General features: G+C 63.7%; 10 protein-coding genes and 2 pseudogenes. 3 read left to right on the forward strand and 9 right to left on the reverse strand.

Features of this window, described 5'->3' with window-relative positions; genetic code table 11:
* Nucleotides 1–151: 151 nt before the first annotated feature.
* Nucleotides 152–6,421 (reverse strand): amino acid adenylation domain-containing protein, encoded by a 6,270-nt coding sequence (locus tag ABWL43_RS18785; RefSeq protein WP_404483560.1) that lies wholly within the window; start codon nt 6,419–6,421, stop codon nt 152–154.
* Nucleotides 6,422–6,911: 490 nt separating this feature from the next.
* Between ABWL43_RS18785 and ABWL43_RS18790 the strand changes: the two genes are divergently transcribed.
* Together ABWL43_RS18790 and ABWL43_RS18795 are read left to right on the forward strand one after the other, a co-directional pair.
* Nucleotides 6,912–7,706, forward strand: a complete 795-nt coding sequence (locus tag ABWL43_RS18790; RefSeq protein ID WP_404483562.1) for a helix-turn-helix transcriptional regulator — start codon at nt 6,912–6,914, stop codon at nt 7,704–7,706.
* Nucleotides 7,706–9,130 (forward strand): efflux transporter outer membrane subunit, encoded by a 1,425-nt coding sequence (locus ABWL43_RS18795; protein WP_404483564.1) that lies wholly within the window; start codon nt 7,706–7,708, stop codon nt 9,128–9,130. The genes ABWL43_RS18790 and ABWL43_RS18795 overlap by 1 nt, the downstream gene beginning before the upstream one ends.
* A gap of 42 nt (nt 9,131–9,172) precedes the next feature.
* Here the strand turns inward: ABWL43_RS18795 and ABWL43_RS18800 are convergent.
* From ABWL43_RS18800 to ABWL43_RS18825, 6 genes and pseudogenes are all read right to left on the reverse strand, one after another.
* A pseudogene (locus ABWL43_RS18800) lies at nt 9,173–9,642 on the reverse strand (sorbosone dehydrogenase family protein); the annotation flags it as partial.
* A gap of 47 nt (nt 9,643–9,689) precedes the next feature.
* Entirely contained in the window at nt 9,690–10,625 is a 936-nt protein-coding gene (locus tag ABWL43_RS18805) for a pyridoxamine 5'-phosphate oxidase family protein (protein ID WP_404483566.1), read from the reverse strand.
* Nucleotides 10,626–10,705: 80 nt separating this feature from the next.
* Nucleotides 10,706–11,590 carry a LysR family transcriptional regulator gene (locus ABWL43_RS18810; RefSeq protein WP_404483568.1) on the reverse strand — a complete coding sequence of 295 codons (885 nt, stop codon included), beginning with the start codon at nt 11,588–11,590 and terminating at the stop codon, nt 10,706–10,708.
* Nucleotides 11,590–12,510, reverse strand: coding sequence for a LysR family transcriptional regulator (locus ABWL43_RS18815; protein WP_404483570.1), 921 nt, complete (start codon nt 12,508–12,510; stop codon nt 11,590–11,592). Before ABWL43_RS18815 ends, ABWL43_RS18810 begins: the two co-directional genes overlap by 1 nt.
* A 29-nt stretch (nt 12,511–12,539) precedes the next feature.
* Complete coding sequence (locus ABWL43_RS18820; protein ID WP_145165899.1) at nt 12,540–13,172, reverse strand: glutathione S-transferase family protein; 633 nt, start codon at nt 13,170–13,172, stop codon at nt 12,540–12,542.
* A gap of 103 nt (nt 13,173–13,275) precedes the next feature.
* A pseudogene (locus ABWL43_RS18825) lies at nt 13,276–13,503 on the reverse strand (LysR family transcriptional regulator); the annotation flags it as partial.
* On the opposite strand from ABWL43_RS18825, the gene ABWL43_RS18830 reads away from it, so the two are divergent.
* Nucleotides 13,478–13,615, forward strand: coding sequence for a hypothetical protein (locus tag ABWL43_RS18830; RefSeq protein ID WP_242199534.1), 138 nt, complete (start codon nt 13,478–13,480; stop codon nt 13,613–13,615). The pseudogene ABWL43_RS18825 and the gene ABWL43_RS18830 overlap by 26 nt on opposite strands.
* Before the next feature lie 141 nt (nt 13,616–13,756).
* Here ABWL43_RS18830 and ABWL43_RS18835 read toward each other — a convergent pair whose 3' ends face one another.
* A complete protein-coding gene (locus ABWL43_RS18835) occupies nt 13,757–14,548 on the reverse strand; it encodes an ABC transporter permease (protein WP_145165900.1) in 792 nt (263 codons plus the stop codon).
* A complete protein-coding gene (locus ABWL43_RS18840; RefSeq protein ID WP_404483572.1) occupies nt 14,545–15,222 on the reverse strand; it encodes an ATP-binding cassette domain-containing protein in 678 nt (225 codons plus the stop codon). The genes ABWL43_RS18835 and ABWL43_RS18840 overlap by 4 nt, the downstream gene beginning before the upstream one ends.
* Between the last annotated feature and the right edge of the window lie 121 nt (nt 15,223–15,343).

The following is a 15,343-nucleotide window of genomic DNA, read 5'->3' on the forward strand; positions in this document are numbered from 1 at the left end:
CGAGTGGTGGGGCAAAGACCTTTTGGTTACTTTTGGCTGGGCCGGCATTCCGGGCGTTTGCCAAAAGTGACCCGCTGTAAGAGCGGAACCGCCAGCCGCCGTTACCGCAGCAACGGATATGTACTCCCCCCCCCAAAAAAAACCCCACCCCTCAAATCCGCCGACGCCGCCCAAGCTGCGGAATAGCCGTCTGCACAACATCCACACACTCCACCCGTGTCGCAGTGCACGCTGCAAGCTGCGCCAAAGTCGGCTGACTGAACAACGTCCGCGCATCCACATCCAACCCCGCCTTGCGCATACGCGCCACCAAACTCACCGCCAGCAACGAATGCCCGCCCAGCTCGAAGAAATGGTCATGCCGCCCTACTCGCTCCAGCTTCAAGACCTGCGCCCAAATCCCCGCCATCAAGGTTTCCACCTCACCCACCGGCGCTTCATACGCACGGCTGACCACCGCCTCCAGCCCCGGCTCAGGCAGCGCCTTGCGGTCAAGCTTACCGGCGGGATTAAGCGGCAATACCTCAAGCTGCACAAAAGCCGCCGGCACCATGTACTCCGGCAATTGCTCCAGCACGTAGGCACGCAAGGCCTCCAGGCTCGGCGCCTGAGCGCGCAGGGTAAAGTAGGCCACCAGCCGCTCATCGCGAATCAGCACCGCCACTTCGCGCAACGCCGGATGCGCCGCCAGGCGTGACTCGATCTCCCCCAGCTCCAGGCGCACCCCGCGCAGCTTGACCTGAAAGTCATTGCGCCCCAGAAATTCCAGATTGCCGTCCGGCAAGTAACGCACCAGATCGCCCGTGCGGTACAGCCGGTCACCCGCCACGAACGGGCTGTCGATAAAGCGCTCGGCCGTCATCTGCTCCAGCCCCAGATAACCCCGGGCTACGCCAACGCCGCCGATATGCAGCTGGCCGCTGACGCCCATCGGCACCGGCGCATCGTGTTCGTCCAGCACATACAGGCGCGTGTTGTTGATCGCACGGCCAATCGGCAGCTGCAAGGCCGGCACCGGATCGCCGGGTTCCAACGTCCACGCGCTGCTGTCCACCGTGGCTTCGGTGGGCCCGTAGACGTTATGCAAACGCACCTTGGGCAGGCGCGCCTGCACGCCACGGGCCAGGGCTTCGGTGAGTTCGCCACCGCCGCAAAGCACGTCGGTGAGGCTGGTGCACAATGCCGACTCTTCCAGCTCGAGAAACTGCTGCAACATCGCCGGCACGAACTTGATCACCGTGATCTGCTGCTCGCGAATCACTTGCGCCAAATAAGCCGGTTCACGGTGGCCGTCGGGCCGCGCAAGTACCAGGCGCATGCCGTTGGCCAGTGGCCAGAACAACTCCCACACCGAGCCGTCGAAGCTGAACGGCGCACGTTGCAGCAACGCGCCGCCTTCGGTATTCGGGCACAGCCGGGAGCCCCAGTGCATCAGGTTGCCCAGGCCGCGATGTTCGATCATCACGCCTTTGGGCGTGCCGGTGGAACCCGAGGTGTACATCACGTAGGCCAGGTTGGCGACGCTCAAGCCGGGCACCGACGGATTGCCGCTGGGCGCCTGGCTCCAGGCGTTCTGGTCAACGTCGATCACCGGGACAGACACCGCGCCCGGCAAGTCGCGGGTGGCGGCGTGCACCAGCAGGGCCACCGGTTGGCTGTCGTTGAGCATGTAGGCCAGGCGCTCGCGCGGATAGCCCGGGTCGAGCGGCACATAGGCGCCGCCCGCCTTGAGAATCGCCAGCAAACCCACCACCAGGTCCAGCCCGCGCTCGACACACAGCGCCACCCGCGAATCCGGCTCGACCCCGCGTTCACGCAGGTGGAAGGCCAGCTGATTCGCGCGCTCATTGAGCTCGCGGTAGGTCAGTTGCCGCTCGCCGGCCTGTACCGCGATGGCATGGGGAATGTGCCGCGCGTGGGCTTCAAACAGCGCCTGCACGGTAAGGGTTTCGGGGTAGTCGGTTTCGGTGGCGTTGAGGTCCACCAACAGCCGATGCAGCTCGCTGGCAGGCAGCACCGGCACCGTGCGCAATGGCGTGGCCGGTGCGTGTTCGAGTGCGTCGGCCAGGCCATGCAGCGTCGTGTCGAGGTATGCCAACAGTCGCTGGGCGCCGACCTTGCGCGGCGCCTTGGCCTTGAGCCGAAAGCCACTGGCAACGTCGTCAACGGTGAGCATCAACGGGTAACTGAGGATGTCTTCACTGCTGAGCAACGCAATGCCCGGCACCAGGTTCAACTGTGGGTCAGCATCGGTGTGACGATAATTGAGCAGGCTGTTGAACAGCGGAGACGCACTGCTGCAACGCTGGGCCAAGGCGAGCGAAGCCTGTTCATGGGCCAACAAGGCGCTGAGCTGGGTGTGGGTGTCGTTGAGCGCATCGAGCACGGTTTGCCCGGCCAGGCGCACGCGTAACGGCAAGGTATTGATGAACATGCCCAGCGCGCGATCGGCGCCCTCGCCGGCTTGCAAACGGCCGAGCAGCACGGTGCCGAACACCACGTCATCGCGGCCCGCGACACGGCTGAGCACGTGCGCCCAAGCCAGATGAAACAGGCTGGCAGCGCTGACGCCAAGGGCACGCGCCTGGGCCCGCAGGCGTTGGTTGAGCGCGTCGCCGAGGGGCTGTTCGGACTCCTCGATTTCAGCGCGGTCCGCCTGCCGCTCCTGCAAGCCGAACGCCAGGGTCGGCTCGTCGACATCCGCCAGGCGCTCGCGGAAGAACGCCTCGTGGGCGGCCTGTCGTTCCGGCGCACGAGTCTGTGCAACCACATTGCGATACGGCACCGGCACCGGCAGTTGCGCCTGCTCCCCAAGCAGGTGCGCGCGGATTTCGTCCACCAGCACGGTGGTCGAGGTGGCGTCGTTGACCAGGTGATGGAAACGCAGCTTGGCCACCCAGCGCCGGTTATGCGGCTCTTCGGCGTAATCCAGGGCCATCAGCGGCGCCTGGCGCAAGTCCAGCGGCTGATGCTGTTCGCGCAGGGGTTGAACCCGCAATTGTGCGTTGCGCCACACCACTTGCATGGGCTGTTCCAGGGCATCCCAAGCCAGGCTGGTACGCAGGATATCGTGACGGTTGATCACCTGTTGCAAGGCCTGGGCAAACGCGTCGAGCTGCGCGCGACTGGCGAAACTGAACAGCGCATGTTGCTGATAGGGATCGCGTTCGTCGGTGAGGTGGTGGTAAAGCAAGCCTTCCTGCAACGGCGCCAGCGGGTAGATTTCCTGCACATTGGCCGCCCCTCCCGGAATGCCGGCGACGATGCGATCAATGCCGGGCTGATCCAGATCGGCCAGCGCGAGCATGTCTGGCGTGATGTGCGTGCAACCCGACGGGATGCGGTTAGCCGGCACCTGTCTGTCGCTGCCGGCACTGGCCGCCGCCAACGCTGCCAGGGTGGGCTGGCCGAACAACACCTGCACGTCGGCGCGCAACCCGGCATCGCGCATGCGTTGCACCAGTTGCACCGCCAGCAGCGAGTGCCCGCCCAGCTCGAAGAAATGGTCATGGCGCCCTACCTGCTGCACGTGCAGCAATTGCGTCCAGATCTGCGCCAGAGTGGTTTCCACGCCTTCGCGTGGCGCTTCAAACAACCGCGTCACGAAAGCCGCTTGTGTGGGCGCCGGCAAAGCCTTGCGGTCGAGCTTGCCGTTGGCGGTGAGCGGGAAAGCCGCCAGCTTCACGTAGGCCGCCGGCAGCATGTAGTCAGGCAACGAGGCTTGTAGATGGGCACGCAGCGATTCGACAGTGACGCTGGCGCGTTCGACATACCACGCGAGCAATTGCCCCTCACGAAACAGCACGGCGGCTTCCATGACGGCCGGGTGCGTGGCCAGCGCGGATTCGATTTCCCCCAGCTCGATACGCACGCCGCGGATTTTCACCTGATCGTCATTGCGGCCCAGGTACTCGAGATTGCCGTCGGGCAGCCAACGGGCCAGGTCGCCAGTGCGGTACATCCGGCCGTTGCTGAAGGGGTCATCGAGAAAGCGTTCGGCAGTCAGTTGCGGACGGTTGAGATACCCGCGCGCCACGCCCTTGCCGCCGACGTACAACTCCCCCGCCACACCGATGGGCACCGGGCGTTGCTGCTCATCAAGCAAGTAAACGCAGGCGTTGGCGACCGGTGCGCCGATATGCAGCGGCCGGCCCACTTCGACACGCCCGGAGGTGGCGACCACCGTGGCTTCGGTGGGCCCGTAGTTGTTGATCACCTCGAACGTCTGCGTTCGGCTGAACGAGCGCAGTCGGTCGCCGCCGATCAGCAATGTACGCAATGTAGGGTGTTCCAGGCGCTGACTGAAGGCGTACTCGGCCACCGGTGTCGGCAAAAAGCACACCTGCAACGGCTGCGCGCGCCACCAGTTGAGCAATGCATCGATGTCCTGTGCGTCATCCTGTGCCGGCGGCAGGTGCAGCGTCGCGCCCACACACAGCGCCGGCCAGACCTCCCAGGCCATCGCATCAAACCCGAAGCCGGCCACGCTGGCCGTGTGGCTGCCGGCGCGCAGGTCGAACGCCCGGCAATGCCAGTCCACCAGGTTCGCCACCGTATGGTGCTCGACCATTACGCCCTTGGGCTGCCCGGTGGAGCCGGAGGTGTAAATCACGTAGGCCAGGTTCGACGGCGTGACGGCGACCCGCGGGCTGTCGCCCAGGTGCACGGCCGGGTGCTCCAGGCGGATGACCGGCACGTCCAGCAAAGGCAGGCGATGCAGCAAATCCTGCTGAGTCAGCACCGCCACGGGCGCACTGTCGTGCAACAGGTAGTTCAGGCGTTCGGCAGGATGAGCCGGGTCCACGGGGACATAACAGGCGCCGGATTTGAGGATCGCCAACAACCCCACCAAGGTGTCCAGGCCACGCCGGGCCACAATCGCCACGCGATCGTCCAACTGCACGCCGTGATCGAGCAACTGCCAGGCCAGCGCATTGGCCTGTTGATCGAGCTGGGCGTAAGTCAGCTGCTGGCCCTGGTGCACCGCCGCGATGGCCTGAGGTGTGCGTGCGGCTTGCGCCTCTATGCGCGCGTGCAGGGTTTGCGGTTCGGTGGCGGGTTGTGCGGTGGCATTCCAACGCAGCAATTGGGCCTGTTCGGCCGGCGTGACCAGCGACAACTCAGCCACGCTCAGCGCGGTGTCTTCCAGGCCTTGTTCCAGCAGCCAGGTAAAGCGCTGCGCCATCGCTTTCACGTCGTCGTGCTGGAAATACGCCTCGTTGTAAACGCAGTGCAGGCATGCGGTGTCCTGATAACGGTTGCTGCGCAGGTGGATGGCAATCGGCAGCGGCTCATGATGGTTGGAAACCTTGACCGCGCGGGCCTGGACCTGACCGTAACGCAGGTCGTGGTCGTCCTGCTCGAAGGACACCGACAGGTCGAACAACTGGCCGCGATCTGTACGCCGCAGGCCCAGCTCACGGTTCATCTCGCTCAACGGGAAGCGTTGATGGCGGAAATCCTGCTTGAGCTGGTCACGTATGCCACGCACCAAGGCGCTGAATGGCAACTGCTCGCTGAACTGAAAACGCACCGCGCTCACCTGGGTAAACAAACCCACGGTAGACCGAAAACGCGCGTTGGAGCGGTTGAGAATCGGCAACCCCACTACCCACTCTTCGCGTTGGCTGGTGCGGGTGAAATACACGTACATCGCCGCCAGCAACACATGAAAGGCCGAGGCCTGATAACGGTTGGCCACTTGTTCCATGCGGTTGAGCAGCGCCACCGGAAACGCTTGCACCAGCGTATTGCTCGGCGCCTGCGCGTTATGCCGAGGCGTCAACAGCGGCGCGGGCAGCACCTGGTATTTGTCCAGCCAATAGGCACGGTCACGGGCATAACGCGCCGATTGCAGGTAGCGCTGGTCGGTGTCGATGAAGTCGATATAGGACGGCGCCAGTGGCTCCGGTTGCCGACCTTGCTCCAGGTCGCTGTACAGCCGAGCCAGGGACTGCAGCATCTGGCCAAAGCCCCAGCCGTCGAGGATCAGGTGGTGAGCCTGGGTACCCAGGCGATAGTGGTCATCGTCGAGTTTGACCAGGAAGAACCGAAACAACGGTTCACCGCTCATGGCATACGGGCGGGCCATTTGCGCCTGCATCAATGCCTGGGTCGCGGCCTGCGGGTCGGGCAGCGCAGAGAAATCGTACTGGCCCACTTCCACGGCCATCGCAGGAACGAAGGTTTGCCGAGGCAGGCCCTGGTCGTCGCTATGCAGTTGGGTGCGCAATGCATCGTGTTTGGCCACCAGCCGCTCGACGGCGCGCTGGATCAAATCGGGGACCACCGGCCCGGCAAAATCGACATAGCCGCCGATGTTGTACAGCGGTGAGTCGCCCACACGCAGTTGGTCGAGCCAGATGTCCTGTTGGGCAGCGGTGAGGGGGAAGCTGGCCGGCTGGCGGGTGAGATGCGTCATAAGATCCTTCTCATGGGAGTTCAGGCACTGGCCGCGCGAGGGCCCATTTCGCCGAAATTGCCGGATTTGAGCATGGGGGTTCGGGCCTGTCTGTCACCCGAAACCCGGACACCACAAAGGCGCAAAACGGCCTTGACTGAGGGTTCATTGCTGAATCGATTAAACGCTTGTAGGAAATTGGCTATTTGTGACCGCTACCAATGCTTAAAAGAATTTTTTAAATAAACATATTTCTCATATAAATCAGCACGTTAATTAAATCTAAAAAGCATAGGCGGTTTTTCGTGGGCGGAATGAGCTGTCAGAAACGTCGAATTAATGACGTGGTTTTTATGGCAGGTTGTGTCCCTCGTTTCCGCTGCATACGTAGGACAAATCCCTATGGCTAAATAAAATCTCGAACGCCGAATTACGTTCAAGGAGCACGGACCGCGCCTCACAAACCCAGGGCGCCCCGTCGACGGTTTTCGACATCAAGGATGAGATGGCTATGAGTCTGACCCGCAGTATTGGCGACACACAGAGCCCGCATTTCTACGCCGAAATGGGTGAGTTGATTTCAAGCAGCGGCCACCAGCACTTCGCCGCCAACATGTTGCGCCTCGTGGACAAGTGGGTGCCGATTCATCTGGTGGACCTCAGTGAATGGACGCTCGACGAGCTGCGCGACAGTGTGCGCGAGATCAAGCTCTTGGGCAGCGCCGGCGTTAAAAATGACCTGTCTGCGCCGCAGACCCTGCACCCCATCAAGGATCACCCGCTGCTGCGGCAAATGCTGCGCATGCAGGACCCGCTGCTGATTCAAATGAAGGCCAAGGCCAACAGCGCGCACCCGCGCGGCAGTTCACACCAGTGCAACTTGGTGTCGCGCCAGGGCAATCGACGCTGCGTGATTTCGTTCTATCGCCCGCCGACGCAGCCGGGGTTTTCCCTGGCGCAGTTGTCGTTCCTCAAGTGCCTGTCGGACACCCTGCTGCCGTTGATGGAGCGGCACGCGCAAATCCTGCGCCAGGCACCGCATACCGAGATCGAGCCGGCGCACAACCCGCTGGAGCAGTCGCAGTTGCAGCGCGAGTTCTACAAGCGTTTGTCCTTAAGCGATATCACCCTCTCAGCGCGCGAGCAGGAAGTGTGCCTGGGCCTGTTGACCGGCGGCACCGTGCCGCAAATGGCGGAAAAACTCAGCGTGAAAAACAGCTCGATCGAAACCTACCTCAAACGCGCCGCAGCCAAGTTGGGCGTCAGTGGCCGACATGGCCTGGCCAAATGGATGGTTGGCGCCTGATGAACAAAGGGATGCTCACAACGCTAGGCGTGGCCTGGATGCTCGGCGGTTGCTCGCTGATCCCCGAGTACCAGCGGCCGGCGCCGCCTGTGCCGGCGCAGTACCCGCAAAGCGGGGTTTATCGCCTGGCGCAATCGGGCACCGTGGCGATAACCCAGGACTGGCAGCACGTGTTCCACGACCCTGCCTTGCAGCAGTTGATCGCCAACGCGCTGCTCAACAACCGCGACCTGCGCGTTGCGGCGCTGAATGTGGAGGCGTTCCAGGCGCAGTACCGCATCCAGCGTGCGGACCTGTTCCCGGCCCCACCCGCCACAGGCGCCGGCAAACGCCAGAAGTTGCCGGGCGATGTGACCGGCACCGGCAAGTCTGCGATTACTTCCAATTATTCCGCCACGTTAGGGCTCAGCGCTTATGAACTGGATTTGTTCGGCCGTGTGCGCAGCCTCAGCGAACAGGCGATGCTCACGTACCTGGGCACCGAAGAGGCGCGACGCAGCGCGCAGTTGAGCCTGGTGGCCAACGTCGCCAATGCGTACCTGACCTGGCGCGCCGACCAGGAACTGCTGGCCCTGGCCCAGCAAACCCTGGATGCCGACGACCACAGCTGGCAGCTCACCAGCCGCAGCAAAAGCGCGGGCAAGGCCTCGGCGCTGGACGTGGTGCAAGCGCGCACCGCGGTGGAAAGCACACGTGCGAGCGTGGCCCGTTATGAACGCCAGGTCGCCCAGGACCTGAACAACCTCGCCCTGCTGGTGGGCGCGCCGGTGGATGAGCATTTGCCGGCGCGCCCACTCGCCGATGAGCTGGTGGCGCGCGTGCCCGCAGGGTTACCGTCCGACTTGCTGCAACGGCGCCCGGATATCCTCCAGGCCGAATATCAGTTGCAGGCCGCCAACGCCAATATCGGCGCGGCGCGCGCGGCGTTCTTTCCATCGGTGACCCTCACGGCCAACGCCGGCAGCACCAGCACGCAACTGTCGGGGTTATTCAAGGGCGGCTCGGGCACCTGGACCTTCCAGCCGCAGATCAACCTGCCGATCTTCAACGCCGGCAGCCTGCGCGCCAGTCTCGACTACGCAAAACTGCAAAAGGACATCACCGTGGCCCAGTACGAAAAGTCGATCCAGACGGCTTTTCAGGAAGTCGCCGACGGCCTCGCCGCCCGCCAGACCTTTAATGACCAGCTGGATGCACAACGCGATTTCGTCGCGTCCAACCAGGCCTATTACGACCTGGCCCAACACCGCTACCGCAGCGGCGTGGACAGCAACCTGACGTTTCTCGATGCACAGCGCTCGTTGTTCAGTTCGCAACAAGCGCTGATTGTCGACCGGCTGGCACAGTTGGTGGCGGAGGTAAATCTGTATACCGCGCTGGGTGGCGCGTGGGGGGATACGCCGGTGCTGGCGACGGCAAAATAAAGCGGGTTTGGATGTGGGCTAGCCACATCCTTTGTGCAGCGTTCAAGGGGTGCGCCGTGCCACCCGCCACACCTTGTTGCCCACATCGTCTGCCACCAGCAACGCGCCTTGTAACCGGCCTGCGGGTTGCGGTTCCACGAACCCTGTTCACCGACAAACACGCCATCGGCGAACGCCGTTGGTAATCGGGCACCTGGTGGCTGCCGACTTCGTCACGCTCGTTGACCACTGTCCACAGTTGGGTGGAGCCAGGCTTCCAGATGCCGCGCGGCCTTCTTCGGCGTCGAGGCCGTTTTCACCGAGATTGCTGTTGGAGCCCACCGTCACATAGAGCCGCGTGCCGTCCGGGTTGGCCAGCAGGTTTTTGGTCCAGTAATGGTTGATCCCGGCCGGCAGCCCGGTGACCTTTACCGGCGTGGCGTCTATGTGGGTCTGGCCCGAGGTAACGCCATCTTGACCACCGCGTCGGCGTTGCCGATGTACAGCTCATCGCCCGCCAGCGCCATGCCGAAGCATGCGCTTGGCCGGCTTGTGACAACCACTCCGGCCGCGCTGCAAATCACGGCCAACGGCCCATCGCCAGGCTGAACGGCGAGAACTCGGCAAACTGCCAGCGCAACGCCAGCGCTGCCGGGCGCCGTACCGCATGCTCCACGGTCAGCGTCCATAACCGCTGCGCACCGTCGAACATGGCCACTTCGGGGCCGCTGAGGATCAGCGCGGTGCGCCCGGCAATCTGCAGCACGTCGCCCGATTCGAAGTCGATAAACAACAGCCCCGCCACCGGGTTGGCCGACAGGTTGCCCAGGGTGTTGAAGAACAGATTGCCGGCGAAGTCGGGAATGGTCAGCACATTGCCGTCGACGCGCACGAAGCCGGTGTTGCCGCCGCGATGGGAGACGTCCACCGAGCGTGCGCCCTCCTCGTCAACGTAGCTTGCGACAAAGAAGGTGTCAGCGTTGCGGATCAGGCGTTGCGCGGCGTCATCCAGCCCGTCCAGAGACTCGACCAAGGTGCCGGGTTTGCGCGCGATGCCCTCGACCGGGCGTTGTTGAATGTACTTGGGGCAGTTGCCGAACGTGTGCACCACCTCGACCGAAAAGCCAGCGTGACCAAGGCTGCCCACGCGCCCGTTCATGCGGTTGCGGCGGCGGGTAGTGAGGTCGATGCCCAGCAGGCCCACGGACGCACCGCGGTGTAACGCAGCCAGCGCCGGGTCGCCCTTGGACGGCAAGCTGTCGATCTGCAAGGTGTGCGGGTCGGGTGAATGGGCAAACCCCGGCGCGCCTTCGAGCAGCGTCGCCCAAGGGATGCCTTGCGCATCCACCACCGCGAGCATCAAGTAGGGCAACAGCGGATAAAAATCCCGATGCTGCTCCGGCAAATGGTCGCGGATCACCTTGGGCCCCACGACTGCCATGCGCTCGGCAACGCCAGCGCTTTGCTGCATCTGCCGTTCGCCGGCATGCCAGGGGGAGGGTTCGATCAGGTTCATGGCGCACACCTCAGTGTTGGATGGGTGAATGCTGCGCTCTGTCGCCCATCGAGAGAATGCCCACGCTTGGCAATCCAGCATTACGCCAACTGAAACGCCGGATGGTCCCGCAGCGCTGCCACGCAGTGATCGACAAAACTGCGCACGCGCATCGGCGCGTTGCGGCCTTCGCGGTACACCACGTGCACCGCCAGCGCCGGCGGTTCAAAGGCCGGTAGCAGGCGACGCAACTGGCCGCTCGCCAACTGGTCATGCACCGGGTAGCTGAGGCAGCGAATCAACCCCGCACCGTGTACAGCGGCATTGATCGCGCCTTGCACCGTGGTGCAACTCAAGCGTGCGCGCGCCTTCAATGAGCCGCCTTTGAAGCCCCAGTCAACCTGATCGGCACTGGCGATCAGGCGATGCTGCTTGAGGTCGTCGGGATGCGCCGGCTCGCCGTGAGCGGCCAGGTAGTCGGGGCTGGCGCAGAGAATCGGGCGCACCTGCCCTACCCTGCGGGCGATCAGTGACGAACTGGGCAGTTCACCGACCAGGATTGCCACGTCCAGCCCCTCTTCATGCAGATTGGGGTAATAGTCGTGATAGCGGGCAACGAGACGCACGTCGGGGTAACGCTCCATATAGCCAGCCAACACCGGCGCCATGACGTAGCGGCTGAACAGAAACGGCAGAAAGATTTGCAGGTTGCCCTGAAGCTGCGCGTGCAAACCCTGGGCCGAGGCTTCGGCGGCGTCCACCGCGGCCAGCAGGCGCACGCAGTCGGCCAGGTAGGCGCTGCCCGCGTCGGTCAGGCTCACACCTCGCGTACTGCGTTGCAGCAACTGCGCGTGCAGGCGCGCCTCCACACGCGTAATCGCACGCATCAGCGTCGGGTTGGAGACATGTGCGTGACGGGCCGCCGAGGCCAGGCTCGGTTGCCCGGCGAGCGCCGCAAACAGCTGCATGTCGCGATAACGCTCCATCAGCTGCGCCGCTTCAGCGCCGGGTTCAGGGCCGCGTCCTGCCCGAGGCGCTGAGTGAGAAAGTCGACAAAGGTATGAATTTTGGCCGGCACCCGCGCGCTCTTCTGGAACACCACCTGGATCGGCAGCGGCGCCGGCTCGAAATCCTCCAGCACAATTTCCAGCTCCGCCGCCGCCACCGCCGCTGCGACTTGATAGGACAGCACCCGCGTCATGCCCCAACCCAACCGCGCCAGGTTGATCGCCGCGTTATTGGCCGTGACCACCAGACGCGGCTCGATAGGCACGGTCAGCGGTTGGCCGCCCTCGATAAACCGCCACTCACTCACCAACTGGCTGGAGGACGACGTGACAATCTTCGCTTCACGCAGTTGCTCCGGCCGCGCCGGCCTGCCGTGCTGGTCGAGATACCCTGGCGCAGCACACACTACGCGGCGCACTTCACCCACCTTGATTGCCTGCTGCCCGGGCTCGTGCAGATGGCCGATGCGCACGGCCACCTCCACGCCTTCATCGACCATGTTCACCACGCGGTCGACCAGCAAGGCGTTGATGTTCACCTGCGGAAAACGGTCCAGGTAATCGCCCAGCACCGGCGCCACATACAACTCGCCAAACAGCACGGGCGCGGTGAGCGTCAGGTGACCGCGCGGGATGGAATAACTGCCTGCCGCCGCGTCCTCGGCCTCGTTCAGTTCGGCGAGGATGCGTCGGCAATCTTCCAGGTAGCGCTGGCCGGCTTCGGTCAGGTGCAGGCTGCGCGTGGTGCGCGCCAGCAGTTGTGTGCCGATGCGTTGCTCCATGGCGGCAATGGCCCGGGTCACGCTGGGCGGCGAGGTTTTCAGGCGGCGTGCGGCAGCGGCGAAGCCCGCCTCCTCGGCGACCGCGAGAAATACCTGCATTTCATGAAATCGGTCCATCGGCGCTCACTCTTCTGGCCACAGATCATTTACGGCGCTTGCAGCCCCACTGCCGTGCGCGGCATGCCGACAAAGCCTGGCAAGGCCTCGATGCTGGCGAGCCAGGCGCGTACCTGAGGGTAGTCGGCCAGCGACACATTGCCTTCCGGCGCGTGGGCGACGTAGGTGTAGAAGGCAATATCGGCAATACTCGGCTGCTCGCTGGCCAGGAAGCGGCTCTGGCCCAGTTGCTGCTCCACCAGCCTCAGCAGGGCGTGCGAGCGACTGATGGCGCTGACGGTGTCGACCTCGGCGCCAAACACCACGGCCAGTCGCGCGGCCGCCGGCCCGGCGTGAAGTTGACCGGCGGCGGCCGACAGCCAGCGCTGCACGCGCGCCTGGCCGGCAGGATCACTCGGCAGCCATTGCCCGTCGCCGTAGGTGTTCGCGAGGTAAACCAGGATCGCATTGGAATCGGCCAACACCGTGCCATTGTCATCAATCACCGGCACCTGGCCGAAGTGGTTGAGGCGGGCCATAAAGTCCGGGGCTTTCTGCGCGCCCTGCTTGAGGTCTACCAGAATAAACTCGCGGGGCAGCCCCAGCAGCGACAACATCAGCTCCACTCGGTGGGAGTGGCCAGACAGCGGGAAACCATACAGTTTGATTGCAGGCTGGGACATGAAAGGCTCCAAGGATGAGGTATCGACGCCGCCATGTTCCACCGCTGCGCTGATCGAGGGAATCATCAGGATTTACAATCCAGCATTTCACCGGACGAAACAATCACTGCGCGAATAATTCCATGATCAGGCTGAACAGCGTGATCTTCACCGCGCTGTCCAGCTCGGTCCAGGCCAGTCCGGTGCTGGCCTCATACGCCCCCAGCTCGAGGTGACGCGACACGCAATTGGCCGGCAGCGCGCGTGCCGCCTGTTGCGGCAACACCCCGACGCCCAACCCGGCAGACACCAGCGCGAGCATGGTGGTGAACTCGCCCAGCTCCGAGGCGATGTTCTCCCACACCGTGCCGTTCGGTGATGCGGTGCAAGCATTTGAGCTGGCGGCGGACAAGACCCAGGCGATGAAGGTGGTGCTGGACTTTGGTGTGGCGGATCTGGATTGAGCCCTTCCCGCCAAACCCTGGAGGAGCTGTCGGGCTTCAGCGAGGCTGTGATAGCGGTGGTTCAGTCAGCTTATTCGGCGACTGATACACCGTTATCGCAGGCAAGCCAGCGCCCACATTTGGGCGGTGCTGGCTGCTGTGTCAGCGCTCTTGCAGCCGGTCGCGCAAAAACCGGTGGTGGGTGGAAAACAGCCGCCGGTAGGTGAGCAACACCGCCCCTACCGTGCCCAATGCCGACGAGGCGGCGATCAGAAACATGATCACGATCTGATACCGCACCGCGTCCACCGGGCTCTCTCCCGCCAGTACCTGGCCGGTCATCATGCCGGGCAGGCTGACGATGCCAACCACCGTCATCTGGTTCAGCGTCGGGATCATCCCGGCGCGTACTGCCTGGCGGATGGCTTCCTGCGCGGCTTCCCAGCGCGAACCGCCCAACGCCAGGATCATCTCGATGGTGTTGCGCCCCGAGGTCAGTTCCTGAGTCATGCGCTCGATGCCCAGTGACACGCCGGTCAGGGTATTGCCAAGGATCATCCCCAGAATCGGGATCGCATACTGCGGCTCGTACCACGGGTGGATGCGGATCACCGCAAACAAACCCACCGCCGTGACCAGCCAGGAGCTGCCCCACACCGACAGGATGCTGTCGACCCGTTGCCCGCGATAGGTTCTGCGCCCACGCCCGGCCGCCGACAGGCCGGCGATCAAGGTCATCGCGCACATCAGCGGCAGCACCACGTACCAGTAGGCAAACTCGAACACCCAGCCCAGCAGATAACCGATGGCCAACAACTGCACCACCGTGCGCACCGCCGCCCACAGCAACTGGCGACCCAGGCCCAGGCGCAACAGCAAAGACAGCGCGCCGTTGATCAGGATCAGCGAGGCGGCGATGCCCATGTCCAGCGCGGTGAGGTTTTGATAGTTCATGGTTGGGCCACTGCGCTCAGCACGCCGGCGCTCATCTGCAAGTGGATGGCGCTCATGCGTTGGGCCTGGTCGAGGTCGTGGGACACCCAGATGAAAGCACGCGAGGTGTCGCCGGCAAACCAGGCGTCGATCAGCGCTTCCACATCACGGGACGACGTAGGATCAAGGGCCGCTGTGGGTTCGTCGAGCAACAGCACTTCGGGGTTGAGTTGCAGCGTGCGGACCAGCGCGACCACCTGGGCTTCACCGCCCGACAGGTCACCGGCATTTTTGTGCAGAAAGTCCGCCGTTTTCCCGGCATGCCCGAGCAGCGTGGTGACCGCCTGCAGGTCAAAGCGGCGCTTGCGCAACGTCTTGAGGCTGAACGGAAAACGCAGGTTGTCTTGCACCGTGCCCTCAAGCAGCGCAGGGCGTTGCGAGAGGTAGCTGATGTGGCTGCGGTAGTGGGGAATTTCGGCGTTGGCAACGGGCTGGCCATTCCACAGAATCTGCCCCGCGGTGGGCGCATCCAGCAGCGCCAGCGCGCGCAGGAACACGCTTTTGCCGGAGCCGGAAGAGCCGGTGATCGACACGCGGTCGGCGCTGTTCAGGGTAAAGTCCGTAGGTTCAAGCAAGGCCACTTGGCGACGCTCGTCCACGCGCGTGAGGGCGCGGGTTTCTATCAGTGCGCTCATGGACGCGGTGTTCCTCTTAAATCCTGTTGGGCGCAATGGTGCGGCAGGTGCACGAAGATTTCATGAAAAAATTCAAACTATCGCCGTTCATGTCGTTCACACCTTCACGTGCAATGTAAAC

This window comes from Pseudomonas sp. HT11 (assembly GCF_044875395.1).
GTDB lineage: Bacteria > Pseudomonadota > Gammaproteobacteria > Pseudomonadales > Pseudomonadaceae > Aquipseudomonas.